Annotated in this window: 27 protein-coding genes; 10 read left to right on the forward strand and 17 right to left on the reverse strand. The window is 72.9% G+C overall.

Translation table 11 applies throughout. The annotated features are described in order from the left end of the window. Positions 1-254: 254 nt before the first annotated feature. Positions 255-1,133: a polysaccharide deacetylase family protein gene (locus tag FGW37_RS13775; RefSeq protein ID WP_246430383.1), complete on the reverse strand. Its 879-nt coding sequence runs from the start codon at positions 1,131-1,133 to the stop codon at positions 255-257. Between the two features lie 214 nt (positions 1,134-1,347). Here FGW37_RS13775 and FGW37_RS13780 point away from each other — a divergent pair, with 214 nt between their 5' ends. The 4 genes from FGW37_RS13780 (at position 1,348) to FGW37_RS13795 (ending at position 3,827) form a co-directional block, all read left to right on the forward strand. After that, the gene (locus FGW37_RS13780; protein ID WP_246430788.1) at positions 1,348-2,481 is read left to right on the forward strand and encodes a class I SAM-dependent methyltransferase; all 1,134 of its coding nucleotides are present in this window, start codon (positions 1,348-1,350) and stop codon (positions 2,479-2,481) included. A gap of 81 nt (positions 2,482-2,562) precedes the next feature. Continuing rightward, positions 2,563-2,877 carry a hypothetical protein gene (locus FGW37_RS13785; RefSeq protein ID WP_179081349.1) on the forward strand — a complete coding sequence of 105 codons (315 nt, stop codon included), beginning with the start codon at positions 2,563-2,565 and terminating at the stop codon, positions 2,875-2,877. A gap of 110 nt (positions 2,878-2,987) precedes the next feature. Next, positions 2,988-3,425 carry a hypothetical protein gene (locus FGW37_RS13790; RefSeq protein ID WP_179081350.1) on the forward strand — a complete coding sequence of 146 codons (438 nt, stop codon included), beginning with the start codon at positions 2,988-2,990 and terminating at the stop codon, positions 3,423-3,425. A gap of 183 nt (positions 3,426-3,608) precedes the next feature. Continuing rightward, positions 3,609-3,827 carry a hypothetical protein gene (locus FGW37_RS13795; protein WP_179081351.1) on the forward strand — a complete coding sequence of 73 codons (219 nt, stop codon included), beginning with the start codon at positions 3,609-3,611 and terminating at the stop codon, positions 3,825-3,827. Between the two features lie 437 nt (positions 3,828-4,264). On the opposite strand, the gene FGW37_RS13800 is transcribed toward FGW37_RS13795, so the two are convergent. The 4 genes from FGW37_RS13800 to tsaB form a co-directional block, all read right to left on the reverse strand. Next, positions 4,265-4,630: a hypothetical protein gene (locus tag FGW37_RS13800; protein WP_179081352.1), complete on the reverse strand. Its 366-nt coding sequence runs from the start codon at positions 4,628-4,630 to the stop codon at positions 4,265-4,267. Positions 4,631-4,742: 112 nt separating this feature from the next. Then, on the reverse strand, positions 4,743-5,888 hold the full coding sequence (gene tsaD, locus FGW37_RS13805; RefSeq protein WP_179081353.1) for a tRNA (adenosine(37)-N6)-threonylcarbamoyltransferase complex transferase subunit TsaD: 1,146 nt from the start codon (positions 5,886-5,888) through the stop codon (positions 4,743-4,745). Further along, positions 5,872-6,354, reverse strand: coding sequence for a ribosomal protein S18-alanine N-acetyltransferase (rimI, locus tag FGW37_RS13810; protein WP_179084688.1), 483 nt, complete (start codon positions 6,352-6,354; stop codon positions 5,872-5,874). The genes tsaD and rimI overlap by 17 nt, the downstream gene beginning before the upstream one ends. Positions 6,355-6,377: 23 nt before the next feature. Beyond that, the gene (tsaB, locus tag FGW37_RS13815; protein ID WP_179081354.1) at positions 6,378-7,046 is read right to left on the reverse strand and encodes a tRNA (adenosine(37)-N6)-threonylcarbamoyltransferase complex dimerization subunit type 1 TsaB; all 669 of its coding nucleotides are present in this window, start codon (positions 7,044-7,046) and stop codon (positions 6,378-6,380) included. A gap of 178 nt (positions 7,047-7,224) precedes the next feature. Here tsaB and FGW37_RS13820 point away from each other — a divergent pair, with 178 nt between their 5' ends. After that, the gene (locus FGW37_RS13820; RefSeq protein WP_179081355.1) at positions 7,225-7,842 is read left to right on the forward strand and encodes a hypothetical protein; all 618 of its coding nucleotides are present in this window, start codon (positions 7,225-7,227) and stop codon (positions 7,840-7,842) included. 28 nt (positions 7,843-7,870) lie between these two features. Here the strand turns inward: FGW37_RS13820 and FGW37_RS13825 are convergent, their stop codons facing one another. The 4 genes from FGW37_RS13825 to alr form a co-directional block, all read right to left on the reverse strand. Then, the gene (locus tag FGW37_RS13825; protein WP_179081356.1) at positions 7,871-8,050 is read right to left on the reverse strand and encodes a hypothetical protein; all 180 of its coding nucleotides are present in this window, start codon (positions 8,048-8,050) and stop codon (positions 7,871-7,873) included. A gap of 206 nt (positions 8,051-8,256) precedes the next feature. Beyond that, positions 8,257-8,814 carry a tRNA (adenosine(37)-N6)-threonylcarbamoyltransferase complex ATPase subunit type 1 TsaE gene (gene tsaE, locus FGW37_RS13830; RefSeq protein WP_246430384.1) on the reverse strand — a complete coding sequence of 186 codons (558 nt, stop codon included), beginning with the start codon at positions 8,812-8,814 and terminating at the stop codon, positions 8,257-8,259. Between the two features lie 39 nt (positions 8,815-8,853). Then, positions 8,854-10,161 carry an alpha/beta fold hydrolase gene (locus FGW37_RS13835; RefSeq protein ID WP_179081357.1) on the reverse strand — a complete coding sequence of 436 codons (1,308 nt, stop codon included), beginning with the start codon at positions 10,159-10,161 and terminating at the stop codon, positions 8,854-8,856. 159 nt (positions 10,162-10,320) lie between these two features. After that, entirely contained in the window at positions 10,321-11,499 is a 1,179-nt protein-coding gene (gene alr, locus FGW37_RS13840) for an alanine racemase (protein ID WP_246430385.1), read from the reverse strand. A 138-nt stretch (positions 11,500-11,637) separates the two neighbouring features. Here alr and FGW37_RS13845 point away from each other — a divergent pair, with 138 nt between their 5' ends. Beyond that, positions 11,638-13,101 carry an NAD(P)H-hydrate dehydratase gene (locus FGW37_RS13845; RefSeq protein ID WP_179081358.1) on the forward strand — a complete coding sequence of 488 codons (1,464 nt, stop codon included), beginning with the start codon at positions 11,638-11,640 and terminating at the stop codon, positions 13,099-13,101. Here the strand turns inward: FGW37_RS13845 and FGW37_RS33860 are convergent. Together FGW37_RS33860 and FGW37_RS13855 are read right to left on the reverse strand one after the other, a co-directional pair. Then, entirely contained in the window at positions 13,082-16,381 is a 3,300-nt protein-coding gene (locus FGW37_RS33860) for a serine protease (RefSeq protein ID WP_179081359.1), read from the reverse strand. The two genes, FGW37_RS13845 and FGW37_RS33860, sit on opposite strands and share 20 nt — an antisense overlap. Positions 16,382-16,592: 211 nt before the next feature. Continuing rightward, entirely contained in the window at positions 16,593-17,570 is a 978-nt protein-coding gene (locus tag FGW37_RS13855; protein ID WP_179081360.1) for a helix-turn-helix domain-containing protein, read from the reverse strand. 146 nt (positions 17,571-17,716) lie between these two features. On the opposite strand from FGW37_RS13855, the gene FGW37_RS13860 reads away from it, so the two are divergent. Together FGW37_RS13860 and FGW37_RS13865 are read left to right on the forward strand one after the other, a co-directional pair. After that, on the forward strand, positions 17,717-17,959 hold the full coding sequence (locus FGW37_RS13860; protein WP_179081361.1) for a chaplin: 243 nt from the start codon (positions 17,717-17,719) through the stop codon (positions 17,957-17,959). A 171-nt stretch (positions 17,960-18,130) separates the two neighbouring features. Beyond that, positions 18,131-18,562, forward strand: a complete 432-nt coding sequence (locus tag FGW37_RS13865; RefSeq protein ID WP_179081362.1) for a hypothetical protein — start codon at positions 18,131-18,133, stop codon at positions 18,560-18,562. Here the strand turns inward: FGW37_RS13865 and FGW37_RS32990 are convergent, their stop codons facing one another. The 5 genes from FGW37_RS32990 to FGW37_RS13890 all read right to left on the reverse strand — a co-directional run bounded on the left by FGW37_RS32990 (position 18,563) and on the right by FGW37_RS13890 (position 22,948). Then, complete coding sequence (locus FGW37_RS32990; RefSeq protein WP_218650582.1) at positions 18,563-18,916, reverse strand: hypothetical protein; 354 nt, start codon at positions 18,914-18,916, stop codon at positions 18,563-18,565. A 144-nt stretch (positions 18,917-19,060) separates the two neighbouring features. Continuing rightward, the gene (locus tag FGW37_RS13875; protein WP_179081363.1) at positions 19,061-20,245 is read right to left on the reverse strand and encodes a helix-turn-helix domain-containing protein; all 1,185 of its coding nucleotides are present in this window, start codon (positions 20,243-20,245) and stop codon (positions 19,061-19,063) included. Positions 20,246-20,444: 199 nt separating this feature from the next. Beyond that, positions 20,445-20,813: a holo-ACP synthase gene (locus FGW37_RS13880; protein WP_179081364.1), complete on the reverse strand. Its 369-nt coding sequence runs from the start codon at positions 20,811-20,813 to the stop codon at positions 20,445-20,447. Further along, positions 20,810-22,657: a glutamine--fructose-6-phosphate transaminase (isomerizing) gene (gene glmS, locus FGW37_RS13885; RefSeq protein ID WP_179081365.1), complete on the reverse strand. Its 1,848-nt coding sequence runs from the start codon at positions 22,655-22,657 to the stop codon at positions 20,810-20,812. The genes FGW37_RS13880 and glmS overlap by 4 nt, the downstream gene beginning before the upstream one ends. A 57-nt stretch (positions 22,658-22,714) precedes the next feature. Further along, entirely contained in the window at positions 22,715-22,948 is a 234-nt protein-coding gene (locus FGW37_RS13890) for a hypothetical protein (RefSeq protein ID WP_246430789.1), read from the reverse strand. Positions 22,949-23,176: 228 nt separating this feature from the next. On the opposite strand from FGW37_RS13890, the gene coaA reads away from it, so the two are divergent. Together coaA and FGW37_RS13900 are read left to right on the forward strand one after the other, a co-directional pair. Further along, positions 23,177-24,169 carry a type I pantothenate kinase gene (gene coaA / locus FGW37_RS13895; protein ID WP_179081366.1) on the forward strand — a complete coding sequence of 331 codons (993 nt, stop codon included), beginning with the start codon at positions 23,177-23,179 and terminating at the stop codon, positions 24,167-24,169. A 26-nt stretch (positions 24,170-24,195) separates the two neighbouring features. Further along, a complete protein-coding gene (locus FGW37_RS13900; RefSeq protein WP_179081367.1) occupies positions 24,196-25,143 on the forward strand; it encodes a DUF389 domain-containing protein in 948 nt (315 codons plus the stop codon). Between the two features lie 204 nt (positions 25,144-25,347). Here the strand turns inward: FGW37_RS13900 and glmM are convergent, their stop codons facing one another. Next, positions 25,348-26,706: a phosphoglucosamine mutase gene (gene glmM, locus FGW37_RS13905; protein WP_179081368.1), complete on the reverse strand. Its 1,359-nt coding sequence runs from the start codon at positions 26,704-26,706 to the stop codon at positions 25,348-25,350. Positions 26,707-26,804: the final 98 nt, after the last annotated feature.

Below are 26,804 nucleotides of genomic sequence, written 5' to 3' on the forward strand. Positions count from 1 at the left end.
CCAACGGAGCCGAGACTATGACGCGGTTAGCACTCGGTCAAGCGGAGTGCCAATTCGCCGTGCGGCGAGCTTGCAGTTCACCCCTGTGGGTAAGCACCCGGCCGGTCGGGGCGGCGCGCTCCGGCGTTCCGGCGCGGAGGTGGATCTGCCCGCGGGCCGCGGGTCGTAATCCTCCGGATTCTCATGCGGCGCGTACGGCGCTCTGGGCGCACGGCCCGCTGGGCGTCGCACGGCCTGCTGTGCGCACGGGGGCCCTATACGTAATCCTCCAGGCGCGCCACGGTGAACCCCTGCCGCTCGATGCTGCGCAGCATGTTGGCGACCATCTGCGTCATGGTCGTGCCCTTGAGCTCCGAGGGGCCGCGGAAGTGGGCGAGGACGATGTCGCCGGAGCGCAGCTTGCCGCCGTCCGCGTAGCGCATGTCGTTGATCTGCATCGTCGCCTCCCACAGCAACAGCGCCTTCACCCCGCAGCTGCCGGCCGCGGCGAGGGTGGCGTCGTTGTAATTGCCGTAGGGCGGGCGGAACAGCGGCGGCTTGCTGCCGTACCGCTTCTCCAGGACCTCCTGCTGGCCGCAGACCTCGCGGCGCTGCGCGTCGGCGGAGAGGGTGCGGAGGTTGGGGTGGGAGAGGGTGTGGTTGTGGATGCCGTTGCGGTTCCCCTCGCCCTGCAGCTGCTCGAAGTAGCCGTAGCCGCTGCCCGCGCGGGCGATGTCGTCGGTGAGGAACATCGTGAAGGGCAGCTTCAGGTCCTTGGCCATCTTCACGAATTCCGGGTCCTTCTCCGCCCCGTCGTCGAAGGTCAGGAAGACGACCTTGTCGTTGGTGGGCACACGCCGGATCACCCTGGGCGAGGCGCCGGCCCTCATCGCGTCCGTCAGCTTGACGGCCGGCGGGGCGGGCGGCGCGGCGAGGGGCTTGTCCAGACCCCAGCGGCGGTAGGCGGCGGCGTCCGGGACAGCGGAGGCCGGGGGCGAAGACGCCGTGTCCGTACGCGGCGCGGCAGACGCGGACGCCGCCCCCTCGCCGCCGCCGGACGAGCTGGAAGAACAGCCACTGAGGAGCAGGGCCAGCAGGAGCGTGGTGGCAGTGGCCGCGCGGGCGGGAATCGGGCCGGATATAGGGAAGCTCACGCCTGCGATTGTTGTGCATGCGTTCGAACCGGAGGGAAGGGGCGGCCTGTCGGAAGGCCGGGGAGGAGTGCTGGGCAAGAATGGCCGGGTGCCAGCACAGAACGAACCGAACGAGCCGAACAAGCCGAATGCCCCGGGCGGGCCGGGCGGGCCGGACGCGTCGACGGCCGCCGTCACCGCCTTCAGCGCCCTCCTCACGGACGAGGGCCGCAGCCTGCTCACCGGGCTGCGCGACCACGACCCCGCCCGGGAACTGGCCACGGCGACCCGGCTGCGCCGCGACCACCCCGCGGAGCTCGTCTCGGCGGCGCTCGGCATGGCCCGGCTGCGGCAGCGGGCGGTGGCGAAGTTCGGACCGGAGGACGCGTACCGGATGTTCTTCACGCCGAACGGCGTGGAGCAGTCGACGCGGCGGTCCGTGGCCGAATACCGGGCGGGCCGGTTCGCCGCGCTCGGCGTCCGCTCCGTGGCCGACCTGTGCTGCGGCATCGGCGGCGACGCGATCGCGCTGGCACGGCTGGGCATCCGCGTCCTCGCCGTCGACCGCGACCCGCTGACCTGCGAGGTCGCCCGCGCGAACGCCGAAGCGCTGGGCCTTTCCGACCTCATCGAGGTGCGCTGCGCCGACGTCGCCGACGTGGACACCACGGGCTACGACGCGGTGTTCGTCGACCCGGCGCGGCGGGGCGGCCGCGGCCGCATCTTCGACCCGGAGGCGTACTCGCCGCCGCTGTCGTGGGCGATCGAGGCCGCCCGGCGGGCCCCGCGCGCGGCCCTCAAGATCGCCCCCGGGGTGCCTCACGAGGCGATCCCGGCCGACGCCGAGGCCGAGTGGATCTCGGACGGCGGCGACGTGAAGGAGGCCGTGCTGTGGTTCGGCACGGCGCCGGGCACGCGGCGGGCGACACTGCTGCCGGGCGGGCACTCGCTGGTGGGCGCCGGGCTGCCGGACCCGGCGGTACGGCCGGTGGGGCGGTACGTGTACGAGCCGGACGGCGCCGTGATCCGCGCGCACCTGGTGGCGGATGTGGCGGCCGCGCTGGGCGACGGCGGGCTGATCGACGAGACGATCGCGTACGTGACGAGCGACGAGCTGCGGGCGACGGACTACGCGTCCGCGTACGAGATCACGGACGTCCTCCCGTTCAACCTGAAGAAGCTCAAGGCCGTGGTGCGGGAGCGCGGCATCGGCGTCGCCGTCATCAAGAAGCGGGGCTCGGCGGTGGAGCCGGAAGACCTCCGCAAGAAGCTGAAGCTCGCCGGACCGAACTCCTGCGTGATCGTGCTGACGCGGGCGGCGGGAGCGCCGGTGATGCTGCTGGGGCGGGAGGTCCGCGTCCGCGCGTAAGCGGTTCGCGTTTTCAGCAGTCCGCGCATAACTCGGCATGGGCGACGAGGAAGGCCGGGGCGTTCCTCCTACGCTCACCCCATGACCGAGAACGAGATCAAGCTCAAGGCCATCGCGGCGCTGACAGCCCTGCGCGGCGGCGTGGGGACGGACTACGTGTCGTCCCTCCTCGGCGAGGTGATCCCGGACGAGTTCATGGTGCCGGTCGGCGCGGAAGCGCGCGAGGTCGGACTCGCCGTGCTGAACCAGCTGTCCGCGCCCATGAGCGCGCTGATCAGCGGCCTGATGCTGGCTTTCGAAGCGGTCGCGGACGCCTATGACCAGACGACGCCCGAGGCGCCGACGGAGGAGATCCTGCAGACCCTGGCGCTCGAACTCGCACGCGATTCCGACTGACGGGGGCAGTCAGTCGTATTTCCCGGCAAACCCGGGTTGCGGCCGGCTGATCGGCGCTAGCGTGCGTCGCGTCCGGCACGGGGCACGTGGGTGACGGGGGGCGAGGCACGATGCTGAGCGAGGCACTGACGGCGGCGGCCGCGGCAGGCGGCACGGCGGTCGTACAGGCGGCGGGAACCGATGCGTGGACCGGGCTACGGGAACGGGTCGCCCAGTGGTTCGGACGCGGCGACGAGACGCGCGAGCGCGTCGAACTGGAACGACTCGACCGCACGGCGGCCGCCCTGGAGACCGCGGCCCGCTCCCGGGAGACGGAACGGGCACGGGACCGCCAGGAAGCCGTCTGGCAGGACCGCTTCGAGACGCGGCTGGAGGGGCTCGCCGCGGGGCAGCGGGAGGCGGCGGCGGGGGAGTTGAAGGCTCTCGTGAAGGAGTACGGGCCGCCTTCCCAGGCGGCGGGGCAGGTATCCGGAAACGCCTTCCGCGGGCCGACGGCGTTCCAGGTGGATGACGACAACGGGCGGGAGAACCGGTTGGGGGTGCAATGACGCATGACGGCGGTGCCCTGCCCGCCCTGCGTCAAGCGCTCGGGATCCGACCCTCGAAGCCCGGAGCGCACGCTCGTCGAATTCACGGTCAGTTTCACGGTCGGTGAAGATCAACGGTACCTGCGCACCCCGTACCGCGAAGGTTGCTCCCGAGGGTAATGACCGGACGTAACCCTAGGTAGCGTGAGCAACGACATTCCGCCGCTCGGGGCGTACGTCATCGACACACGGACCGACCGGGTCGGCCAAGTCATCGAGCACACCGGGGATTTGGTGCACCTGCACCCGCCCTGCAGCGGCGCCGGTTGGGACTGCCCGGCCTCCGAGATCCAGGCGACCACCCTCCGCGCCTACCTCCGCGCCCGTGTCGCCGAGGTCAACAACCGGCGGAGGCTGGTGTGAGCACCGGGGGGTAGCTGAGTTCCGTGGGTCGGGTGCGGGTCAGAACAGGCTGGCAGCAGGGGGAGGGGTGGGGGGCTCGGGTCCGGTGGTTTGGCTGTGCGGCCGGTGGGAGGTGGTCCGCCGTACTCGCGCCGTCACGGATGCACGCGCGTAAGGAGACCGGACGCTCCGTCTGTGGCTGAGGGGGAGCTGGCAGCTGCCGCGATGTGGTGCAGCCCGTCGTGGGCGCTTCGCTCAGCGCGCCACCATCGTGGCCGGGCGGGCGACTGTCCCTGAGTGGGGGTTTCTGTGACCCGGGCTCCTTGGTGGGGCCTCTGAGGCAGGGGCTCTCTGATGGGGCTGTTGAAGTACCTGGCCAGCATTCCCGGACCACTTATCCGCCGCCCCACGCCCCGGCCTCGGTTGATTTCCGGGCCCGGAAGGCCGCCCCGCCCCCCTCACGCTCGATCCGTCAGGTCCTCCGCGTAGAGCGTCGTCAGCGGCTGCGGGCCCACGTACTGCTGGCAGTTGCACTGCCTCAGTTCGTACGCCGTCGGGGTCTTCTGTGCGTCCCAGGACACCGGCGTCTCCGACGTCTCATGGCACTTGCCCTGCTTGTCGTGCTTGGCCAAGTGGTGGGTGCAGCCGCATATCGGGCGGGGTGGCCGGGCGGCGGCCTCCAGGGCGGCCTCGCGGGCGCGTTCCGTCTCCAGGAGTTCCAGCTTGCGTTCGTGGCGAGTGCGCAGGGCCTGGCGGGCCGTGTCGGCGACCTTGGTGAAGCCGCCCACTCCGAAGAAGATCAGCACCCACCAGAGCCACTCCATGCCGGCACCTCCGCCTCCGCGTCCGCGTGCCCTGCCCGCTCCCCCGCCAGAATACGCCGAGCCCTACCGGGGGGTTGAGGGAGCGGAACCAGCGGCGGTGGGCCTCCCCGCCTTACGACTCGTACAGGTTCTTCTTGCTCAGCTCGTGGACGTGGTCGTGATCATGGGCATGGGCATGTTCCTCACCATGCCCGTGGTCATGTTCCTCCCCCGGCACATGCGTCTCCGTCACCGGCAGCGACGAGTCCGCCGACAGGTCCCACGACGACGCCCCGCGCCCCCGCGCCACCATCTCCGCGCCCAGCGCCGCCACCATCGCCCCGTTGTCCGTGCACAGCTTCGGACGCGGCACGCGCAGTGTGATGCCCGCGTCCTCGCAGCGGCGCTGTGCCATCGCCCGCAGCCGCGTGTTCGCCGCTACGCCGCCGCCGATCATCAGGTGGTCGACGCCCTCGTCCTTGCACGCGCGGACGGCCTTGCGCGTGAGGACGTCCACGACGGCCTCCTGGAACGACGCGGCGACGTCCGCGACCGGCACGTCCTCGCCCGCCGCCCGCTTGGCCTCTATCCAGCGGGCCACGGCCGTCTTCAGGCCGGAGAAGGAGAAGTCGTAGACCGGGTCGCGCGAGCCGGTCAGGCCGCGTGGGAAGCGGATCGCGTCGGGGTTGCCCTCCCGGGCGTAGCGGTCGATGACCGGGCCGCCGGGGAAGCCGAGGTTCAGCACGCGGGCGACCTTGTCGAAGGCCTCGCCCGCCGCGTCGTCGATCGTCGAGCCGAGGGGGCGGACGTCCGAGGTGATGTCGGGGGCCAGGAGGAGGGACGAGTGGCCGCCGCTGACCAGCAGCGCCATGGTCGGCTCGGGCAGCGGGCCGTGCTCCAGCTGGTCGACGCAGATGTGGGAGGCGAGGTGGTTGACGCCGTAGAGGGGCTTGCCGAGGGCGTACGCGTACGCCTTGGCCGCCGAGACGCCGACGAGGAGCGCGCCCGCGAGCCCGGGGCCCGCCGTGACCGCGATGCCGTCGAGGTCCTTCGCGGAGACGCCGGCCTCCTTCAGCGCGCGCTGGATGGTCGGGACCATCGCCTCCAGGTGGGCGCGGCTCGCCACCTCCGGGACGACGCCGCCGAAGCGGGCGTGCTCGTCCACGCTGGAGGCGACGGCGTCGGCGAGCAGCGTGTGCCCGCGGACGATGCCGACGCCGGTCTCGTCGCACGAGGTCTCGATGCCGAGGACGAGGGGTTCGTCAGCCTTGCGAGCCATGGGTCATTCCTTGCACTGCGGAGAGGGGATCGGTGAGGCGCATCACGAGGGCGTCGATGTTGCCGGGCTGGTAGTAGCCGCGGCGCACGCCCACCGCCTCGAAGCCGAAGCGTTCGTACAGGCGCTGCGCCCGGGTGTTGTCGACGCGCACTTCGAGGAGCACCTCGCGGCACTCGAAGTCGGTCGCGGCGGTCAGGAGCTCGCCGAGGAGGCGGGAGCCGAGGCCCGTGCTCCAGTGGTCCTGGGAGACGGCTATGGTCTGGACGTCGCCGGTGCCGTCGATCGCGGCGAGGCCCGCGTAGCCGACGACGCGGCCCTCGTCGTTCTCGGCGACGACGTAGCGGCGGGTGGCGCCCGCGCCGCGCGCGTGCGCCAGCTCGGACCAGAACAGGCCCTTGGACCAGGCGTCGTCCGGGAACAGCGCGCGCTCCAGCTCCAGCACCGGCCCGATGTCCCACCAGCGCATCTCGCGGACACGCACGTTCACGGTCACTTGGGGGTGACCACCTTGTAGTTGGCGGGCACCTGAGCGTCGGGGCGGCGCAGGTAGAGCGGCTGGTCCGGCAGGAACTCGCCGCCCGTGCGCAGGCGCTCCGCGGCGAGGGAGGCCAGGGCGCCCGCGGACTGGTGCTCGGGCATGTCGGCCCGCACGTCCGTGAAGGAGTCGGGGTAGAGCACGGCGCCCGCGCCGACCACCGTCAGGCCGGCGAGCTTCTCGGTGAGGTCCCCGGGGCGGTCCACGGCGGGCTCGGTGACGCGGGTACGGGCATCCGCGTACCGCGCCCAGTAGACCTCCTTGCGGCGGGCGTCCGTCGCCACGACGAACTCGCCCTCCAGCCCCGCCTGCCCGGCCGCGTACGCGAGGCCGTCGAGCGAGCACAGGCCGCGGACGGGCACGCCGAGCGCGGCGCCGAAGGTGGCGGCGGTGACGATGCCGACCCGCAGGCCGGTATACGGGCCGGGGCCGACGCCGACCACGATGTCCGTCACGGCGTCGAGCTTGCAGCCCGCCTCGCCGAGCACCCGGTCGACGGCGGGAAGCAGCAGCTCACCGTGCCGGCGCGCGTCGACCTGGCGCGATTCGGCGATGACTTTGTCGCCGTCGTGGAGGGCGACGGTGACGGCGGGCGTGGCGGTATCAAGAGCGAGCAGCAGCACACTGACAGACTACGGCTCACCGTGGGGCGGACGGTGCGCACCTGGGCCGCGCGTGGGCCGGGCCGACGGCGCGGTGGGGGCGCGGGCGGGTGCTACGGTCAGCCGCAACGCCGTATCTATATGTACGTAGGACCAGACGTAGGACCAGGACCGGCGGTCCTGAGAAGGGTGCGCAGCCGTGGCACGCAGCAGCTCGGGGGTCTTCGTGGCCGCGCTCACCGCGGCGGCCCTCGCGGGGGTCGGTTTCCTCGCCGTCCAGGCCGAGGCCGCACCCGACAAGCCGCGGTCCTCGCACGCTGCGGGCGCGGGCGCCTCCGGCAAGGGCGAGGACAAGGGCAAGGACGGCGCGCCGGCGGATTCCGGCACCGGCACCGGTTCCGGCAAGGACGAGGGCGCGAAGGCCGCCGTTCCGGACGTGCCCGCGGCCTCCGGCGCGGGCAAGCGGGTCGTCTACGCGCTCGGGCAGAAGCGGGTGTGGCTGGTCGGCGCGGACGGCAAGGCGACGCACAGCTTCGAGGTGGCGCCGAGCGCGGTGAACCCGTCGCCGGGGTCCTACGCGGTGACCTCGCGGGATGCCACGGGCACGGGGTCCGACGGCAAGGCCATCGAGCACGTGGTGCGGTTCCACAGCACTGCGGCGGGGGTCGTCTTCGGCTTCAGCGCGGCGGTGGACGGGTCGCTGCCGGATCCGGCGGCGACGGGCAAGAAGACGGGTGCGGTGCGGGAGATGCCGGCGGACGGGCGGGCCATGTGGGACTTCGCCCTGAACGGCACGAAGGTGGTCGTGGTCGCTTAGCCGCTTATGTAGCCGCTTATGTAGCCGCTTATGCGGCGTCCTGCTCGTCGTCGCCGGGCGCCTCCGGCGGCCCCGGCGCCCGCGGCGGTTTCGACACCGCGTCCGCCGCCGCGCAGGAAGCCAGCAGGTCGCGCATCGACGTCGACGGAGGCCGCTCTTCCGAGCGGGTCCCGGACTGTGGCTGCTGCGGCTGCTCTGGGGCCGGCATGGTGCCTCCTGGGGGGCATCTGGGCAAGGTTAGGTAGACCTAACCATGTCTCTGCCTACCATGTGACCACGCCCGCAGCCGCCGACGCAACATCTTGCCGACGGCTTGTCGGAACGTATAGCGGCGTACGACAGCGCGTGTTTCCCGGCCGCGCTCGGCCGGGCTCTCAGCGGGCTTCGGCCGGGCTCAGCAGGCTTCGGCCGGGCTCAGCCGAGCGGCGACAGGTCCACGCCCGCCCAGCGCGCCCCCACGCCCGTCACCCGGACGGTCCGCACGTCGTCCGTGTCCTCCGCCGCGTGGGCCACGTCCGCCGCGTCCGCGGCGCTCGCGCCCACGGCGCGGTGGATGACCACGTGCAGCCGGTCCTCCGAGAGCTCCTCGACCTTGCCGTCGCCCCACTCCACGACGATCACGGACTCGGGGAGGGAGACGTCGAGGTCCAGGTCCTCCATCTCGTCCAGGCCGCCGGACAGCCGGTAGGCGTCGACGTGGACGAGCGCCGGGCCGCCGCCGAGGTGGGGGTGGACGCGCGCGATGACGAACGTCGGGGAGGTGACCGCGCCGCGGACGCCGAGGCCCTCGCCGAGCCCGCGGGTCAGCGTCGTCTTGCCCGCGCCGAGCTCGCCGGTGAGCAGCACCAGGTCGCCGGGGCGCAGCAGGCCGGCCAGCCGGCGGCCCACCTCCCGCATGGCGTCGGCGGTCTTGACCGTGAGCTCTGTGCTGGTCGCGGTGGTGGCGGCGGTGATGTCAGGCTGGGCGCTCATACCCGCCGATGGTACGGGGCCGGGCGGTCCCGGCGCGTTTCAGGCGCGGCCGCGCGCCCCCGCCGCCGCGCACTCCCCGCGCCCCAGGGCTCCCCCGCCGACCGCCGCGGCGAGCAGCTCGGCCAGCTGGGCGGTGATCACCTCGTGCCGCTCCAGCATCACGAGGTGGCCGGTGTCCTCCAGGAGGACGAGCCGGGCGCCCGGCAGGGCCTCCGCGATGGCCTCGCTGTGCTCGCCCGGCGTGAGGAGGTCCTTGTCGCCCGCCGCGACGACCACCGGCAGGCCGTCGAAGGCGCGCAGCGCCTCCCGCTTCTCGTGTTCGGCGAAGACCGGGTAGAACGCGGCGACGACGTCGACCGGCGTGGCCTCGATCAGCCGTTCCGCGAACCGCACGACCGCCGGGTCCACGTCCTTGGATCCGAACGAGTACCACCGGAGGACGCCCGCGAACAGGTCGGACGTGGCCCGGCGGCCCTTCTCGATCAGCTCGGGCCGGGCGGCCATCAGCTTGAACGCGCCCGGCAGGACGAGCCGCCGGACCAGGGCCATCCCGGCGGCCGGCAGCCCGTAGGTGTTCTCGGCGAGCCCGCCCGAGGACGTGCCGAGGAAGGCCGCGCCGACGACGCGCTCGGCGATCAGGCCGGGGTACTGCGCGGCCAGCCCCATCGTCGTCATGCCGCCCATCGAATGCCCTACGAGCACCAGCGGCCCCTCGGGGGCTGCGGCGTCGATGACGGCCTTGAGGTCGCGGCCGAAGAGGTCGATGGAGACGGCGCCCGTACGGCTGCGCTCGGAGCGGCCGTGGCTGCGCTGGTCCCAGAAGACCGCGCGGACGCCGGCGGCCCGCAGGGCGGCGCGCTGGAAGTGCCAGGAGTCCTGGCTGAGACAGTAGCCGTGGCTGAAGACGACCGTGAGGGGCGGTGCGGCGGGCGTACGGCGGCCGCCGAACAGCCGCCGGGAGGCGGAGGCGCCCGCTTCCTCACGCGTCTCGCCCGCCTCGCCGGCCTCATCGACCTCGTAGTACAGCTGCGTGCCGTCCTCCGCGACCGCCGAGCCCGGCGTTCCGCGCAGCGTCCCGTACGGGCCCGACGAGTCCAGGGCCAGCCGGGCGTTGCGGCGCATGCCGCGCCCGACCGTCAGCCGCTCGACCGCCACGCCGACCGCGGCTCCCGCGGCCAGGACGCCCAGTGCCGCCCCCGCGACACCGGCGCCGCGACGCCATCCGGTGCCCGCTCCCGGCGGCGTCATGCCGCCGGCCGCCGCGACGGCCCCGACGGCTTCAAAGGCTCCGACGGCCGCAGCCGCCGTGCCTGCCGTCGTGCCCGCGCCCGTGCTGTCCCTGTTCATCGCGCGCCCCCCGTGTCCCCGCTTTTCGGCATGTCCACGTCCGCGTACTCGTCGTGCCCGTGCTCGTGCCCGTGCGGGCCGGGCCCAATCCTGCGGCCTGCCCGCCCGGTCTTTCCACCGGGCCCGCCCACCGGGTCCATGCGCCCGGTCTATGCGGTTCTATTCGGTGTACCCGTCCACGTTCTCACCGACATAGACGCGGGGCACGCGGTTGGAGATGCGCGTGACCACCTCGTAAGCGATCGTTCCGGTGGCCCGCGCCCAGTCCTCGGCGGTCGGCTCACCCCGGTCGCCCGGTCCGAACAGCACCGCTTCCTCGCCCACCTGCGCCGTATCGCCGCCCAGGTCGACCACGAACTGGTCCATGGCCACCCGGCCGGCCACCGTCCGCCACTTGCCGCCCACCAGCACCGGGCCGGTACCGGAGCCCGCGCGCGGGATGCCGTCCGCGTAGCCCACGGGGACGAGCGCGAGGGTCGTGGGGGCAGGAGTGACGTAGTGGTGCCCGTACGAGACGCCGTGGCCGCCCGGCACCCGCTTCACCGACGCCAAGTACGCCGACAGCGTCATCACCGGCTTCAGGCCCAGGTCCTGCGGCGTGCCGACCTCGGGGCTCGGCGAGACCCCGTACATCGCGATGCCCGTCCGCACGAGGTCGAAGTGCGTATCGGGGAGTGTGAGGGTCGCCGGGGAGTTGGCTATGTGCCGCACCTCGGGCTCGACGCCCTGCCGCTCCGCGTACGCGACCGCGTCGCGGAAGACGCTCAGCTGGGCCTGGATGGAGGGGTGGCCCGGCTCGTCGGCGCACGCGAAGTGCGACCAGACGCCGGTCACCTTCAGCAGGCCGGCCTCCTCCGCCTCGCGCGCCGCGGCGATCAGTTCCGGCCAGTCGTCGGGCTGGCAGCCGTTGCGCCCCAGACCGGTGTCGATCTTCAGCTGGACGCGTGCGGGACGCCCCGCGGCCCGTACGGCCTCCGCGACCTCCGCCAGCGCCCACAGCCCGCTGACCGTCACGTCGACGTCCGCCTCCACGGCCTCGCGCCACGGCCCGCCCGGCGTCCACAGCCAGCACATCAGCCGGCCCCTGTCACCCGCCGCGCGCAGCGCCAGCGCCTCGTCCGGCGTGGCCGTGCCCACCCACTCGGCACCGGCCTCGCGGGCCGCCCGGGCACACTGCACCGCGCCGTGGCCGTAGGCGTTCGCCTTGACCACGGCCATCAGCTGCGACCGGGGCGCGCGGGCCTTGAGCGTGCGTACGTTGGCCCGCAGAGCGGCCAGGTCGATCAGGGCACGGGCGCGCATCGGGGTCTCGCGGACGCGGATCGGAGTCTCGTTCATCCCCGTCAGTCTCTCAGGACGTCCGCGCAGGCGATGAGGGGTGGGCCTCAGGCTGTCATTTCGGGGGGTCATTTCGGTGGGTCTTTCCGGGTGTCTTTATCGGGAGCGCGCGGGGCGTCCGGTGGTGAGACTGAGGGCATGAGGACTGCCTACAGCGTCGAGACCGTACGGGCCGCCGAGCGCGCGCTCATGGCACAGCTCCCCCACGGCGCCCTGATGCAGCGCGCGGCAGCGGGGCTCGCCGCCTCCTGCGCCGGGCTGCTCAGGCGGGTGTACGGGGCACGGATCGCCCTGCTCGTCGGCAGCGGCGACAACGGTGGCGACGCCCTCTACGCCGGGGCCCGGCTCGCCCGGCGCGGCGCCGGAGTGACCGCCGTGCTCGTCGCGCCCGAACGGGCGCACGCCGCCGGGCTCGCCGCCCTGCTGGCGGCCGGGGGCCGCATCGCCTCCGCCGAGGCCGCGGACCGGGCCCTGCGCGGCGCGGACCTCGTCCTCGACGGGATCGTCGGCATCGGTGGCAAGGGCGGCCTGCGCCCCGACGCCGCCCAGCTCGTCCGCGCCGCCGCCGACGGCGGCGCGATCATCGTCTCCGTCGACCTGCCGAGCGGCGTCGACGCCGACACCGGGGAGGTACGCGGCACCGCCGTACGCGCCGACGCGACGATCACCTTCGGCGCGTACAAGCCCGGCCTCCTCGTCGACCCCGCCCGTGAGCACGCCGGCGCCCTCCGGCTCGTCGACATCGGGCTGCAGCTGCCCGCCCGGCCCGACGTCGAGTCCCTGCAGCACGCCGACGTCGCCGCGCTGCTGCCGCAGCCCGCCGCGGAGAGCGACAAGTACCGGCGCGGTGTCGTCGGCGTCGTCGCCGGCTCGGCCCGCTATCCCGGCGCGGCCGTCCTCGCCGTCGCGGGCGCCCTCCACGGCGGCGCGGGCGCCGTACGCTACGCCGGCCCGGCCGCGGACGCCGTGATCGCCCGCTTCCCCGAGACCCTCGTCTCGGCGGGCCCCCCGTCGAAGGCGGGCCGCGTCCAGGCGTGGGTCGTCGGCCCCGGCCTCGGCGACGGCGCGGAGGCCCGGCAGGCGCTGGAGGACGTGCTGGCCTCCGACGTCCCGGTGCTCGTGGACGCGGACGGGCTGCGGCTGATGCCGGCCGACGCGGTACGGGGCCGGGCGGCGGAGACCGTCCTGACCCCGCACGCCGGGGAGGCGGCGGCCTTGCTGGGCGTCTCGCGCGACCGGGTCGAATCCGGGCGCCTGGCGGCCGTCCGCGCCCTGTCCGGACACTACGGCGCCACCGCCCTCCTCAAGGGCTCCACGACCCTGATCGCCTCCAGGGGCGGCCCCGGCCACGGCCGCCGCACGGTCCGCGTCAACCCGACGGGGACGCCGTGGCTGGCCACGGCCGGAAGCGGCGACGTCCTGTCGGGGCTCACCGGGTCGCTGCTGGCGGCGGGGCTGCCGGGGTGGGACGCGGCGGCGGTGGGCGCGTATCTGCACGGGCTCGCGGCGCGCGAACAGGGGGCTGCGCCGCTGACGGCGATGGGGGTGGCGGAGGAGTTGCGGGGGGCTTGGAGGGGAGTACTCACTTCCGATCGGCGATGAGGGTCAGTTCGGAGCCGGCGGCGAGGGCATCCTGGTTGATGACCGGACCCGGGTGATCGACGAGCACCTTCACCGGGCCCAGGTCGGCGAGGGGGGCCAGGTCGAGCGACCCGCCCCCTTCGAGCACGGGGTCGACGAGATGGATTCTGTTGAGTCCGGGGTAGGCGCGCGCTACTTGGCCGAGGCCGGCGAAGCCGAAGGCCTCGTTCAGGTGGAGCTCGTTCACCTGCGGCAGAGGCTCCGCCTCCGCGAGGTCCTGCAGGTCTTCCTCGTAGATTCGCAGGCGCCGCAGCGCGGGCAGGGACTCCAGGGGAAGGCGCCTGCGGGCGCCGCCGCTGTCGTGGAACACCAGCCGTTCGAGCGCGGGGTGATCTGCCAGGCCGGGCAGCTCCGCGAAGGCCGAGGCACCGGGGCCGAGATAGAGGTCCCGGAGCCCGGCCGGCAAAGGCACCTCGAAGGACGGGGGCCGGTCCACTGCGCCCACCCAGTACAGCGACAGATCTCGCAGCTCCGTCATGGTGCGCAAGACGCCCAGCCCGTCCGGCCAGTCGTCCAGCCACAGGTGGAGGCTCTGCAGCGCGCTCCCGTCCAGCGCATCCAGGGCGCGGACCCCCGGCGCTCCTATGACCCGCAGGGTCCGCAGCGGCGGGCAGTCGCGAAGCACCCGCAGGTCGACACCGGCGCCCACATCCCGGAAGGCCAGCTCCGACAGCACCGGTGTGGCGAGGTCGGCCAGGTCCTCGGCGGCCTCCCGGCCCCGGATCTGCACCCCCGGCCGTCCTCCCAGCCGCTTCAGCACGGCCAGGTGCTCCCGTGACTTCACCACGAAGTCGAGACCGTCCTCGTACGTCAGCCGCCGGATCACCGCCTCCGCGTACGCCTCCGTCCCGAAGCGGTCCCACGCCCACGCGAGCTGCGCCCGCACCTGCTGATGCGGGTGATCCACGTACTGCGAAAGCAGCGGCACCGCCTTCTCATCAGCCACCGTCGTCGCCGCCACGACCACCGCGTGCGCGACGTCGTCCGAGAGCCCCTCCGGCCCGGGGAGCAGGTCCAGGACCACCCGCCCCGCCGCGGCGAGCGACTTCGCCGCCTCCAGGTCGCGCGGTGGTACGAGCTCCCCCGCCGCCTTCTCGACCCGCGCCCGGATCTCCCAGTCGACCTCCGTCGCATGTTCGAGGCAGGCCGCGGCGAGGAGGTGGAGGCGGGCGCGGTTGTCCGGCTCCTTGTCGCCCCGCTCCAGCAACAAGCGCAAAAGCTCCGCACGAGCCCGCGGCGGCGCGTGGCCGACCGCCATCCGCAGCACGTCCTCCCACTGGTCGTCGTGGGCGTGGTGGACCAGGACGTGGAAGTCCCAGTCGTCCACGGCGGCCTGGGCGCCGAGGTAGTCCTGGAAGGTGCGGTGGATGAAGTCGAGGGTCTCGTTCGTGGGGCGGCGCAGGAGGCCGCTGCGCAGGACGAGGTGGCGCAGTATGTCCTCGGCGCTGCCGCGGGCGGCCACGGCCGGCATGGCGGGGAGGGCCCGGTCGAGGATCTCGACGGCCTTGTGCCACTCGATGACCGAACGGCCGTTGCGGATCAGCCAGTAGGCGATCTTCTGCAGCAGGGCCACCTGCTGCGCGTGCTCCAGCTCCGGTCCGTCCTCGCCGACCACCACGCCCCGCTCGCGGTCGCGCCGGACGAGCAGGAGCTCCAGGGCGGCGCGGTAGAGCTCCATGCGGCCGTGCGGGAGATAGCCCTTGCGGGAGCGGTTGAGGGCGCAGATCAGGGCGCACATCAGGGGGTTGGTGGCGAGCATGCCGAGGTCGCGCTTGGTGACGACGGCGGTGGTGAGGGAGTCGCGGAAGGCGCGCAGGGGCTCGTGGTGGTGCGCCCCCGCGGCGTCGTGCCAGCGGTCGATGAACGAGACGACGTCGCCGCGGCTCATGGGGAGCAGTTCGAGCTCGGTGAAGCCGGCGTCGGCGAGCCAGCCCTCGCGGACGGCGGAGGGGCGGGTGGTGATGACGTAGCGGGCGTCGGGGTAGGCGGCGAGGAGGTCCTTCACCCAGGTCAGGGTGCGGCGGCGGTCGGCTTCGGGAACCTCGTCCACGCCGTCGATCAGCAGCAGCGCGGTGCCTTCGGTGAGCCTGCGGGTCACCCAGCCCTGGGCGGCGGGCAGCCCGGCGAGCGGGCCGGCGGCCGTGGCCAGGAACTCCTCGGGCTGCGGGAGTTCGCCGCGGCGGATGAGCGTACGCAGGGGGAGGGTGAGCGGCATGCAGCCGCTGAGGTGGCCGAGGCCGGGCGGCAGGTCGCCGCGGGCGGTGATGGTGGCGAGCCACTGCAGCAGCGTCGTCTTTCCGGAGCCGGCGGCGCCGCGCAGGAGCACGCGGCGGCGGCCGGCGAGGGCTTCCTCGGCACGCTTGGGGGACGGCGTGGAGTTCTCGGGGAGCCACTCCCCCATCGCCCTGGCCTCGGCCATCGCCCTGGCCCCGGCGCCGCCCGCGCCGCGCGCCGCGCCGCCGGTCAGCTCCAGGCTCAGGTAGGCGGCGTCCAGGGGCCAGGTCTCGCCCTCGCCGTCGGAGAGGGTCAGGCCGATGATCGTCAGTTCGCCGGACTTCTCGACGATGTAGTCGCGCAGGCGCCGTTCGAAGGCCTCGATCTCCAGCTGCCGCGGCGAGGCGAGGGAGCGGGACTCGGGCTTGTGGCCCACGAGCAGGCACTCGCTGAGGAACGCGAAGTCCTGCCAGAGCGTGGCGGACGGGGTGACCGTGAGCCGCCCGTGCCGCCAGCCGTTCGGGTCGGCGCAGACCACGCCGGCGAGCAGGCCGTCCACGAAGACGGCGGCGCCGGACATCCCGGCCCACGGCGAACCGCCGTCGGAGGGCGGCTGCGGGGGCCCGTATTCGCTGTCGAGCACGTGCCGGCCGCTGAGCAGGTTGCTGCCCGGCTTGAGGGAGCCGACGACCTGCTCGGTGTCGAGCTCGCCGGCTTCGTCCCGCTGGACGTGCGGGAAGCCGACGGCCTGGGCGCCGGGCCAGATCCTCAGGTCGTAGGCGCGGCCCCAGACGAGGGGTTCGAAGGCTTCGGCGACGTCCTCGGGGACGAGGTCCCGCTCGCCGACGAGCAGGGCGACGTCGCAGCGGCGGTTGTCGTCGCGCGCCCAGACCACTTTGCAGCGCACCTGCCCGACGCCGCCGGGGACGACGGCCCGTGGGTGCGCACAGTCCCCGACCACGTGTGCGGCGGTCAGCACCAGGTTCGGGGCGAGGAGGTATCCGCTGCCCTGACTCCGTCCGAACACCGCTGCAATGCGTTCCTTCGCCGGGTGCACCACTGTCTCCTCCGACCGCGCTTCCGCCAACCGACGATACGTCAGGAGGAGTGTCGTGACAGGAGGTTCCGCGCAAGTACGAATGGCAGCTCCGGGACCCCTGCGCCCGTGCGGGCGGGCGGCCGCGGCCTCGACGAGTTCGCCGAGGCCGCGGCGTGCCCTACGCAGGCCGCGGCCTGCCCTACCCCCGTACCGCCGCCCGGACCGCAGCCGTGAACCACTCCGTGGCCGGATCCATGTCCGGCAGCGCCCAGCCGTTGATCACGGCGACGAGCCGCCAGTATGTGCCGTAGCGCGGGTCGTTGCCGGTCTCCAGCCGCTCCAGCAGCCAGGCCCGGAACTCCGGCCCGTCCTCGCGGCGCGACACCTCCGCGAGGGCGGCGGCGAGCTCGTCGACGTACGGCCGGGCCGCGGGGCTGTCCGGGGCGATCCCGGCCTTCCGCGCCTCGGCCGTACGCTCCTTGATCACTTGCGCGGCGTGCTTCGTCCGCTCGCCGTCGGGCCGCCCGGACTCCTGCCAGGCGCGCGTCTGGTCCTCGGCCGCCCGGCGGATTCCTGCCCGGAAGTCCTCGTCCTGGACGAGCTCCGCGAGTTCCACCCAGGCGTCGAGCTGCTCCTGCGAGGGGTCCTCCGGCAGGCGGGGCATGCCGTCGCGCATCGAGGCGAGGAAGTCCGGGTCGACGTCCAGGCCTTCGAAGGTGCTGTCGATGAATGCGTCGATCAGGCGGCGCCGCTCCTGTTCGGACAGGGTTGCGAGCTTGTGCATGAGTTCCATCTCCTCCGGTGTCGACCCGCGCCCGGCCACCGCCCGCAGCACGGCCTGACGCAACCGCAAGGTGCGGATCTGCACGTCCAGGGCCTCGGCGTGGACGGCCGCGACCTCGGAGACGGTGATCTCCCGCTCCAGCACCTGCCGGATGACGGGGAGCCCCACGCCGAGGTCGCGCAGCGTCCGCACGAGGCCGAGGCGCGCGAGCGCGTCGGGGCCGTAGAGGCGGTAGCCCGCGGGTGTGCGGTCGGTCGGCGGCACCACGCCCGTGTCGGACCAGAACCGGATGGTCCTGACCGTCAGCCCGGTCAGCCGGGCCAGTTCCCCGATGGAGTGCAGGGAGTGCAGGGAATACGGGGAGTGCGGGGAGTACGAGGTGTCGTCGTCCATGTCCCTCACCTTGGAGTCTCCGGTCGCTGAAGAGTCAACAACGGATTTACCGGCGGTTGAATACGGCACAAGCGGCAAATGAGACAAAAAGGGAGAAGTATGCGCGAGACTTGCCCGCACATCACCCCCCATCCCCGGGAGTTCCCATGACACCCACCGCCAAGGCCGCCGCCGGCGCGGCCGCCACCGCCACGCTCCTCGCCGCCGCGGGTGCCGGCGCGGCCAGCGCCGACAGCGTCGCGGTCGGCACCGCGCACAAGTCGCCCGGCGTGATCTCGGGCAACACGATCCAGATCCCCATCTACGTGCCCATCAACCTGTGCTCCCTGACCCTCGACGTCGTCGGCCTGCTCAACCCGGCCTCCGGCAACGTCTGCATCAGCGACTAGCCCCTCCGGGCCGCGCGCCCGCACCCGCGCGGCCCGGCCGAGCCCCCTACGGGACGACCCCGGGCAGGCCCCCGAGGCCGGGCGGGCCGCGTCTCGTCCGAGTGAACGATGATCGGACAGCAAGCGGAACGGATCCTGATAGCGACCCCTCAGGGAAGCGAAAGGATCACCATGGCGACGCACAGCTCCGTCGAAGGCCTCAACCACCCCCGTATCCAGCGGTCGTTACGCAGCACCAAACTGCTCATCGGCTGCTACGCGGGCCTCAGCCTGTGCACCCTGATCGCCGTCGTCCTGCTGCGCAACCACCACGACCTCGTGACCGACGCCGTCTGGGTCCGGGCGAGCATCGTCGTCGCCGCGTCACTGCTCATGGCCTCGTTCGCCGCCCGGACCGCCCGCGGCCACAGCCGCTCCTACCTCCGGCTGCGCTTGTCCTCGGGGGGCATGACGGTGGCGATCGCCGTCATCGTCGCGCTGCCGGGCGCGTTCCCGGCATGGCTGAAGGTGGAGCAGGCCGTGTGCGGCGTCCTCCTGGCCGGCGTCGTCCTGATCATCAACAGCAAGCCGATGCGCACGGCATTCACGGCCCGATCCCACTAATCACAGCCCGCACCATTCCCCCACCGACTCGCGCGGTTCGCCTCCGCGACCTTCGCGCGCCCCGACGGCGGGCGTCGCGCGTTCCGCGCGGGTCGAACACGTGCAGGTGAGCAGGGAATGCCTGGGCCTGAGGTCGATTCCGTGGGCCGTCGCCCACACGTAGATGCCGCACGCGGCGGGCCTCCCCTGGGCGGCCGGGGGTACGGCCGGGGCGACGGGGGTGCCCGGTGCGGGCGGGGCAGGCGGGGCGTCCAGTGCGGCCGAGGCCGCCGGGGCCGAGGCCGCGGGCTCCTGCGCGGCCGGTTTGCGACCGATCCTCAGCCGGGCGGCGAGGCGGCGGATAGCGTTGCGCATGTCGACGCTCCTACGGTGGCGTTGGCCATGCCCCCGGGCCGTTCGCGCGGTCGCGGGGGTCCTCCGACCACCACAGAGTGGCGACACAACAGGGCCGGAACTACCAGGGGTTGCTGATAGCTCCGGCCATCACCTCGCCGTGCGTCACCTGCCCAGCCAGGCCCCGTAGTTGCTGAACGTCTCGGGCATCCGCCGCTTCGCCGACTCCAGCCCTGCGAACGTCTCCCGCACCGTCGGGTGGTAGCGCGTCTGCTGCGGTGCCACCTTCCGGGCCAGCTGCAGGTTCCTGAAGGCCGCATCCGTGCGGCCGGTCCACAGCTCGGCCCGGGCGACCTCGGTGTAGTGGTGTGCCCGGCGGGACGGCGGCCAGGCGTCCGGGATCGCCGTCTCCTCGGCCGCGCGCACGGCCTCCGGGTACCGGTCCAGTTCGGCGAGAACACTCACGTGGTGCGCCCCGACGTTGGTCGGCCCGAAGGACAGCCAGTGCACCTTCCCGGCCTCCCCCGTGCGCTCAGCGATCCGCCGCGCCTCGTCCAGATGGCCCGTGGCGGCGTCCCCGTCCTTGTCGCGGCCCGCGAGCACGGCGGCGCCCAGGTGCAGCTGGCCCGTGACGACGTCGCGCACCCGGTCTGCCTCGGCCTGCTCCAAGGTGGACATGCCGAGCTGTACGAGCCGCTTGCCCGTGCGGTAGTCACTGGCGCGGAGGTAGGCCAAGGCGCGCAGGTACTGGCGCATTCCGCCGAGAACCGGGTCCGAGGCGCGCTGCGCAGCCCATTCCAACCGGTCCAGCGCGACCGTGCAGAGGTCGAGGAAGCCGAGCTTCGTGGTCACGTCGTACGCCGTCCGGTACGTGCTGGCCAGGACGCGCCAGCTGCGGTCGCCGGGAGAGGCGTGCGCCGCCGTGGTGGCCTCGTGGATCAGCCCGGGCAGGGCGGCGGCGACCTGCTTGATGTTCGTCGCACGGACCATGGCGCACAGCTCCTCGGCTTGCGCCTCCAGCTCCGCCAAGGGGCGGGGCGTGACATCCGGGTCGGGCCCGAGGTCGTAGACGTCCAGCGCCTCGCGGATCGGCTGGATCAGCCCGTCCAGCTGGTCCGCCCGCAGTTCGTCGAGGTAGGGCTGGCCGGTCAGTTCGGTGACGGGCAGGGACAGCGCCCGGGCCAGCGCCCCGATGACCGACGGGCTCGCGGGCAGGGCACCCTGCTCGACCTTGGTCAGGGTGCTGTAAGAGACATGGGCCAGGTCCGACAACTCGCGCTGGGTCAGGCGCCGGACCTTGCGCGCGCGGGCGATGCGCGCGCCGGTGTGCTCGTCATTGCGCGGGGGCATACGTGGCTCCGTTTCTGACGTGACACGGAAACCGTACTCCTGCCTTCTGACAGTGAGGCCGCGAACGGCCCCCGTCCCGGGGGCCGTTCGCACGCCATGCGCGCGCAGCGAACCGATGCCCGTTCCACACCGCCGGAGCCCGGCAAGCCGGCGGGCCCGGCCTCACTTCTCCGCGGCCTCACTTCTCCGCGGCCCTACTTCACTTCTCCGCGATCACCACAGCGGAAGCGACCCCCGCGTCATGGCTCAGCGACACGTGCCACGACGTCACCCCGAGCTCCTCCGCCCGCGCCGCGACCGTGCCCCTGACCACCAGCCGCGGCTGGCCGCTGCTCTCCGTCGTCACCTCGGCGTCCGTCCACAGCAGGTTCCCCGGCGCGCCCAGCGCCTTGGCCACGGCCTCCTTCGCGGCGAAGCGGACCGCCAGGGACGCGATGCCGCGCCGCTCCCCGCTCGGCAGGTACAGCTCCCCGTCCGCGAACAGCCGCGCCGCCAGCCCGGGCGTACGCCTCAGGGCGGCGTCGAAGCGGTCGATCTCGGCGACGTCGATGCCGACTCCGACGATCATTCGACGGTCACCGACTTCGCCAGGTTGCGCGGCTGGTCGACCTCGTTGCCGCGGGCCGTGGCGAGCTCGCACGCGAAGACCTGCAGGGGCACCGTGGCCACCAGCGGCTGCAGCAGCACCGGCGTCTCCGGGATCTCGATGAGGTGGTCGGCGTACGCCCGCACCGCCTCGTCGCCGCGCTCGGCGATCACGATCGTCCGTGCGCCGCGCGCCCGGATCTCCTGGATGTTCGACACGATCTTGTCGTGGAGGACGGACCGTCCGCGCGGCGACGGCACGACGACCACCACCGGCAGGTCGCGCTCGATCAGCGCGATCGGCCCGTGCTTGAGCTCGCCGGCCGCGAAGCCCTCCGCGTGCATGTACGCGAGCTCCTTGAGCTTCAGCGCGCCCTCCAGGGCCACGGGGTAGCCCACGTGGCGGCCCAGGAACAGCACCGTGTTCTTGTCGGCCAGGGAGCGGGCCAGCTCACGGACCGGCTCCATGGTCTCCAGGACTTCCTCCACCTGCCCCGCGATCTGCGACAGCTCGCGGATCACCGAGACGATCTCGTCGCCCCACTTGGTGCCGCGCACCTGGCCCAGGTACAGCGCGACCAGGTAGCAGGCCACCAGCTGGGTCAGGAACGCCTTCGTCGACGCGACGGCCACCTCCGGGCCCGCGTGCGTGTACAGGACCGCGTCCGACTCCCGCGGGATCGTCGAGCCGTTGGTGTTGCAGATGGCGAGGACCTTCGCGCCCTGCTCCCGCGCGTGCCGCAGGGCCATCAGGGTGTCCATGGTCTCGCCGGACTGGCTGATGGCGATCACCAGCGTCCGCTGGTCCAGGATCGGGTCCCGGTAGCGGAACTCGCTGGCCAGCTCCGTCTCGCAGGGGATGCGGGTCCAGTGCTCGATCGCGTACTTGGCGATCATCCCCGCGTGGTACGCCGTGCCGCACGCCACGATGACGATCTTGTCGGCCTCGCGCAGCGCGGACGCCGGGATCCGCACCTCGTCCAGCGACAGCGTCCCCGCGGCGTCGATGCGGCCCAGGAGGGTGTCCGCGACGGCCTTCGGCTGCTCGGCGATCTCCTTGAGCATGAAGTAGTCGTAGCCGCCCTTCTCGGCGGCCGAGGCGTCCCAGTCGACGTGGTACGGACGGACGTCCGCGGGCGACCCGTCGAAGCCGGTGACGGTCACGCCGTCGCGGCGCAGCTCCACGACCTGGTCCTGGCCGAGCTCGACGGCCTCGCGGGTGTGGGCGATGAAGGCGGCGACGTCGGAGGCGAGGAAGGACTCGCCGTCGCCGAGGCCGACCACGAGCGGGGAGTTGCGGCGCGCGCCGACCACCACGTCCGGCTCGTCCGCGTGCACCGCGACAAGCGTGAACGCGCCCTCCAGCCGGCGGCAGACCTGACGCATCGACTCGGCCAGGTCGCCGCAGGAGGAGAAGGACTCGGACAGCAGGTGCGCGACGACCTCGGTGTCGGTGTCCGACACGAGGGCGTGGCCGCGCTCGGCCAGCTCGGCGCGCAGCTCGGCGAAGTTCTCGATGATGCCGTTGTGGACGACGGCGACACGGCCCGCGTTGTCCAGGTGGGGGTGGGCGTTGGCGTCGTTGGGCGCGCCGTGCGTGGCCCAGCGCGTGTGACCGATGCCGGTCGGGCCGGACGGCAGGGGCCGGTCGGACAGCTCCTTCTCCAGGTTGGCGAGCTTGCCCGCCTTCTTCGCGGCGGCGAGACCGCCGTCGGCCGGCACCGCGACCCCGGCCGAGTCATAGCCGCGGTACTCCAGCCGCCGCAGCCCCGCCAATACGACGTCGAGGGCGGACTGCCCTCCCACATAGCCAACGATTCCGCACATGCGGAGCAGGGTACGGCGCGGGAGGCCCCGCTCGTGGCGGCAACGGCACAACCGCCTTCAGCAGCCCCGTTCGATCCTGTCGATGGCGTCCTGCACCATCTCCAGGTACTCGACCTCCTCGCAGCGCGGCTTGCTGCCGAGCTCGTAGCGGTCGAGGCAGTCGCCGAGGTCCGGGGTGAGGTCCTCGTCGGGCAGGTCGTCGGCCAGCTCGGCGCAGACGCGGGCGGCGAAGTCCTCCCGCTCGGCCTCGGCGGTTCTCCGGCGCAGGTTTCTGAGGGCGAGGGCGAACACAGACAACACGGCATCCCTAGCGTGATGCGGCCGCGTGGGGGGGGCGTGTACGCGTGCGGCCCGCGAGCGGAACGTATTGCCTGACCGGTCAGTAGGTATAGAGGTCGGTGAAAGTTCACCCACCGTTGCGCCCCGTTACCCGCCGTACGAGTCACGCAAAACCCACAAGAACACCCGCTCCCGCCACCCGGAAGTGAGCGCCGGGCGCGACCCGCGCACAATGGGCCCGTGCCGACCACCACAGACCAGCCGCCGCAGCGCCGCCGCGCGGACTCGTCCCCGTACGTGGACCTGACCCGCGCCGAGTGGAGCGCCCTGCGGGAGAACACCCCGCTGCCGCTGACAGCCGACGAGGTCGAGCGGCTGCGCGGCCTCGGGGACGTCATCGACCTGGACGAGGTGCGGGAGGTCTATCTGCCCCTGTCCCGGCTGCTGCACCTGTACGTAGAGGCCACCAGCCGGCTGCGGGGCACGCTGAACACCTTCCTGGGCGACGTGGGCGACGGGCACGGCTCCCAGCCCGGCACGCCCTTCGTCATAGGCGTCGCGGGCAGCGTGGCCGTCGGCAAGTCGACGACCGCGCGCCTCCTGCAGGCGCTGCTGGCCCGCTGGCCCGAGCACCCGCGCGTGGAGCTGGTCACCACGGACGGCTTCCTGCTGCCCAACGCCGAGCTGCAGAGCCGCGGCCTGATGTCGCGGAAAGGTTTCCCCGAGTCCTACGACCGGCGCGCCCTGACCCGCTTCGTCGCCGATGTGAAGGCGGGCAAGGACGAGGTCTCGGCCCCCGTCTACTCCCACCTGATCTACGACATCGTGCCCGGCGAGAAGCTGACCGTGCACCGCCCCGACATCCTGATCATCGAGGGCCTCAACGTCCTCCAGCCGGCCCTGCCCGGCAAGGACGGCCGCACCCGCGTCGGACTCGCCGACTTCTTCGACTTCAGCGTGTACGTGGACGCGCGCGCCGAGGACATCGAGCGCTGGTACTACGAGCGCTTCAAGAAGCTGCGCGCGACGGCCTTCACCGACCCCGACTCCTACTTCCGGCGCTACACCCAGGTCTCCGAGGAGGAGGCCCTGGACTACGCGCGCCGCAACTGGCGCACCATCAACAAGCCCAACCTGCTGGAGAATGTGGCCCCCACGCGCGGCCGGTCGAACCTGATCCTGCGCAAGGGACCGGACCACAAGGTGCAGCGACTGTCGCTGCGCAAGCTCTGACGGCCACCGAGCACACCGGGACAGCCATGCTCCACCTGCGGATGATCTGCCCGCCCGCGCGCACCGACGACGTGGTCGCCCTCGTCGAGAAGACGGTGGGCGCCACCCATCTGGCCGTCTTCCCCGGCGCGAGCCGCGACCCGCACGGTGACATCGTGCTGTGCGACGTGGCGCGCGAGGCGGCCGACGAGCTGCTGGACGCGCTGCGTGCGAGCGGGCTGCCGGAGGTCGGCGCGGTCTCGGTCGAGGAGATCGACCTGAGCCTGTCCCGGCGCGCGCGCCACGCCGAGCTGGCCGCGCCCGGCTCGGGCGCGGACGCGATCGTGTGGGAGTCGCTGGTCGAGGAGACCCACGAGGAGTCGACGCTCACCGTCACGTTCCTGGCGTTCCTGACGGTGGCGACGATGCTGGCCGCCTGCGGCGTGATCATGGACAGTGCGATCCTGATCGTGGGCGCGATGGCGGTGGGCCCGGAGTTCGGCCCGCTGGCCGGGCTGTGCACGGCGATCGTGCGGCGGGCGCCCCGGCTGGCCTGGCGGTCGATGGGCGCGCTGCTCGTGGGCTTCCCCGTGGCGATGGCGCTGACCGGCGGCTTCAGCCTCCTGATGGACACGCTGGGGCTCTTCCACGAGGCGAAGTTCCTGGCCCCCCGCCCCCAGACGTCCTTCATCTGGCAGCCGGACGCCTTCTCCTTCGTGGTGGCGTTCCTGGCCGGCATCGCCGGCATCCTCTCCCTGACCTCGGCGAAGTCGGGGGCGCTGATCGGCGTGGCGATCTCGGTGACGACGGTGCCGGCCGCGGCGAACGCGGCCGTCGCCTTGTCGTACGGGGACTGGTCGGAGACTCGCGGCTCGGCCATCCAGCTGGCGCTGAACCTGCTGGGCATCATCGCGGCCGGGACGCTCACGCTGCTCGCCCAGAAGTGGTTCTGGGCGCGACACCGCTCCGCGGCGGAGGCCGTCCGGAAACGCTGACGGCCCCGGGCACGAGGCCGCGCATGCGGGCTACGCCCGGCATTTCCCTCCGCCGCAGCAACGGCGAGCAGCCACCGCGGTGGAGGCCGGCGGTGCCGAGCCGGCACAGGCCGGTCCGGCACCGAGAAGGCACCTTCCCGGTTGCTCGCCGTTGCGGCGGAAGAGAAGGCCCGCAGCAACGGCGAGCGTCGGCGGAATACCGGCCTAGCCCAGGGCCGACTTGACCGCGTCGGCGAGCCGCTGCGCGACGGTCCGCGCCTGCTCGATGTCGGCTGCCTCCACCATCACGCGCACCAGCGGCTCCGTGCCGGACGAGCGCAGCAGCACGCGGCCGGTGGAGCCCAGCTGCTCCTCGGCGTCGGCGACGGCCGCGGCGAGCTCCTCGGAGGAGTTCACCCGGGTCTTGTCGACGTCGCGGACGTTGATGAGGATCTGCGGCAGGCGCTCCATGACGGCGGCCAGGTCCGCGAGGGAGCGGCCCGTGGCGGCGACCCGGGCGGCCAGCATCAGGCCGGTGAGGGTGCCGTCGCCGGTCGTGGCGTGGTCGAGGACGATGACGTGCCCGGACTGCTCGCCGCCGAGGGCGAAGCCGTGGGCCTTCATCTCCTCCAGGACGTAGCGGTCGCCGACGGCCGTCTGCACCAGCTCGACGCCCTCGCGCTCCATGGCCAGCTTGAAGCCCAGGTTGGACATGACGGTCGCGACGACGGTGTTCTTGCGCAGCGAGCCCGCCTCGCGCATCGCGAGGGCCAGGACGGCGAGGATCTGGTCGCCGTCGACCTCGTCGCCCTTGTGGTCCACGGCCAGGCAGCGGTCGGCGTCGCCGTCGTGCGCCACGCCCAGGTCGGCGCCGTGCTCGACGACGGCGGCACGCAGCTTGTCCAGGTGCGTGGAGCCGCACTCGTGGTTGATGTTGAGGCCGTCGGGCTCGGTGCCGATGGTGATGACCTCGGCACCGGCGCGGGCGAACGCCTCCGGGGAGACGCGGGCCGCGGCGCCGTGGGCGCCGTCGATGACGACCTTCAGCCCGTCCATGCGGTTGGGGAGGACGCCGATGAGGTGGGCGACGTAGTTGTCGAAGCCCTGGTCGTACTCGCGGACGCGGCCGACGCCGGCACCGGTGGGACGGTCCCAGGGCTCGCCGGAGGCGTGCGCCCGGTAGGTCTGCTCGATGCGGTCCTCGAGCTCGTCGGCGAGCTTGTGGCCGCCGCGAGCGAAGAACTTGATGCCGTTGTCGGGCATGGCGTTGTGGCTCGCGGAGAGCATCACGCCGAGGTCCGCGCCGAGGGCGCCCGTCAGATAGGCGACGGCGGGCGTGGGCAGCACGCCCACCCGCAGCACGTCGACGCCGGCGCTGGCCAGGCCGGCCACGACGGCGGCCTCCAGGAACTCCCCCGAAGCGCGCGGATCACGGCCCACGACGGCCACCGGGCGGTGGCCCTCGAACGTCCCCGCCTCGGCGAGCACATGCGCCGCAGCGACCGACAGGCCGAGTGCGAGCTCGGCCGTCAGATCGGCGTTGGCGACGCCGCGCACACCGTCCGTACCGAAGAGTCGTCCCACTGGTGTCCTCCGAAAAACGCGCGGATACGGGGCCTGCCTGTGAACGGGCCCCGCAAACAAAAGTGTCGGGTCCGGAACCGGAACGTTGACTTCAGGTA

It is taken from the genome of Streptomyces rectiverticillatus, assembly GCF_013394065.1.
In the GTDB taxonomy this organism is placed as follows: Bacteria; Actinomycetota; Actinomycetes; order Streptomycetales; family Streptomycetaceae; genus Streptomyces; species Streptomyces rectiverticillatus.

Coding starts and splice junctions, on each gene's coding strand:
- FGW37_RS13785 (WP_179081349.1), top strand. CDS start 2,563: ATGACCGAGAACGAGATCAAGCTCAAGGCCATCGCGGCGCTGACAGCC.
- FGW37_RS13790 (WP_179081350.1), top strand. CDS start 2,988: ATGCTGAGCGAGGCACTGACGGCGGCGGCCGCGGCAGGCGGCACGGCG.
- FGW37_RS13800 (WP_179081352.1), bottom strand. CDS start 4,630: ATGGAGTGGCTCTGGTGGGTGCTGATCTTCTTCGGAGTGGGCGGCTTC.
- tsaD (WP_179081353.1), bottom strand. CDS start 5,888: ATGGCTCGCAAGGCTGACGAACCCCTCGTCCTCGGCATCGAGACCTCG.
- rimI (WP_179084688.1), bottom strand. CDS start 6,354: ATGCGCTGGTGGGACATCGGGCCGGTGCTGGAGCTGGAGCGCGCGCTG.
- FGW37_RS13825 (WP_179081356.1), bottom strand. CDS start 8,050: ATGCCGGCCCCAGAGCAGCCGCAGCAGCCACAGTCCGGGACCCGCTCG.
- tsaE (WP_246430384.1), bottom strand. CDS start 8,814: ATGAGCGCCCAGCCTGACATCACCGCCGCCACCACCGCGACCAGCACA.
- FGW37_RS13835 (WP_179081357.1), bottom strand. CDS start 10,161: ATGAACAGGGACAGCACGGGCGCGGGCACGACGGCAGGCACGGCGGCT.
- alr (WP_246430385.1), bottom strand. CDS start 11,499: ATGAACGAGACTCCGATCCGCGTCCGCGAGACCCCGATGCGCGCCCGT.
- FGW37_RS13845 (WP_179081358.1), top strand. CDS start 11,638: ATGAGGACTGCCTACAGCGTCGAGACCGTACGGGCCGCCGAGCGCGCG.
- FGW37_RS13855 (WP_179081360.1), bottom strand. CDS start 17,570: ATGGACGACGACACCTCGTACTCCCCGCACTCCCCGTATTCCCTGCAC.
- FGW37_RS13860 (WP_179081361.1), top strand. CDS start 17,717: ATGACACCCACCGCCAAGGCCGCCGCCGGCGCGGCCGCCACCGCCACG.
- FGW37_RS13865 (WP_179081362.1), top strand. CDS start 18,131: ATGGCGACGCACAGCTCCGTCGAAGGCCTCAACCACCCCCGTATCCAG.
- FGW37_RS32990 (WP_218650582.1), bottom strand. CDS start 18,916: ATGCGCAACGCTATCCGCCGCCTCGCCGCCCGGCTGAGGATCGGTCGC.
- FGW37_RS13875 (WP_179081363.1), bottom strand. CDS start 20,245: ATGCCCCCGCGCAATGACGAGCACACCGGCGCGCGCATCGCCCGCGCG.
- FGW37_RS13880 (WP_179081364.1), bottom strand. CDS start 20,813: ATGATCGTCGGAGTCGGCATCGACGTCGCCGAGATCGACCGCTTCGAC.
- glmS (WP_179081365.1), bottom strand. CDS start 22,657: ATGTGCGGAATCGTTGGCTATGTGGGAGGGCAGTCCGCCCTCGACGTC.
- FGW37_RS13900 (WP_179081367.1), top strand. CDS start 24,196: ATGCTCCACCTGCGGATGATCTGCCCGCCCGCGCGCACCGACGACGTG.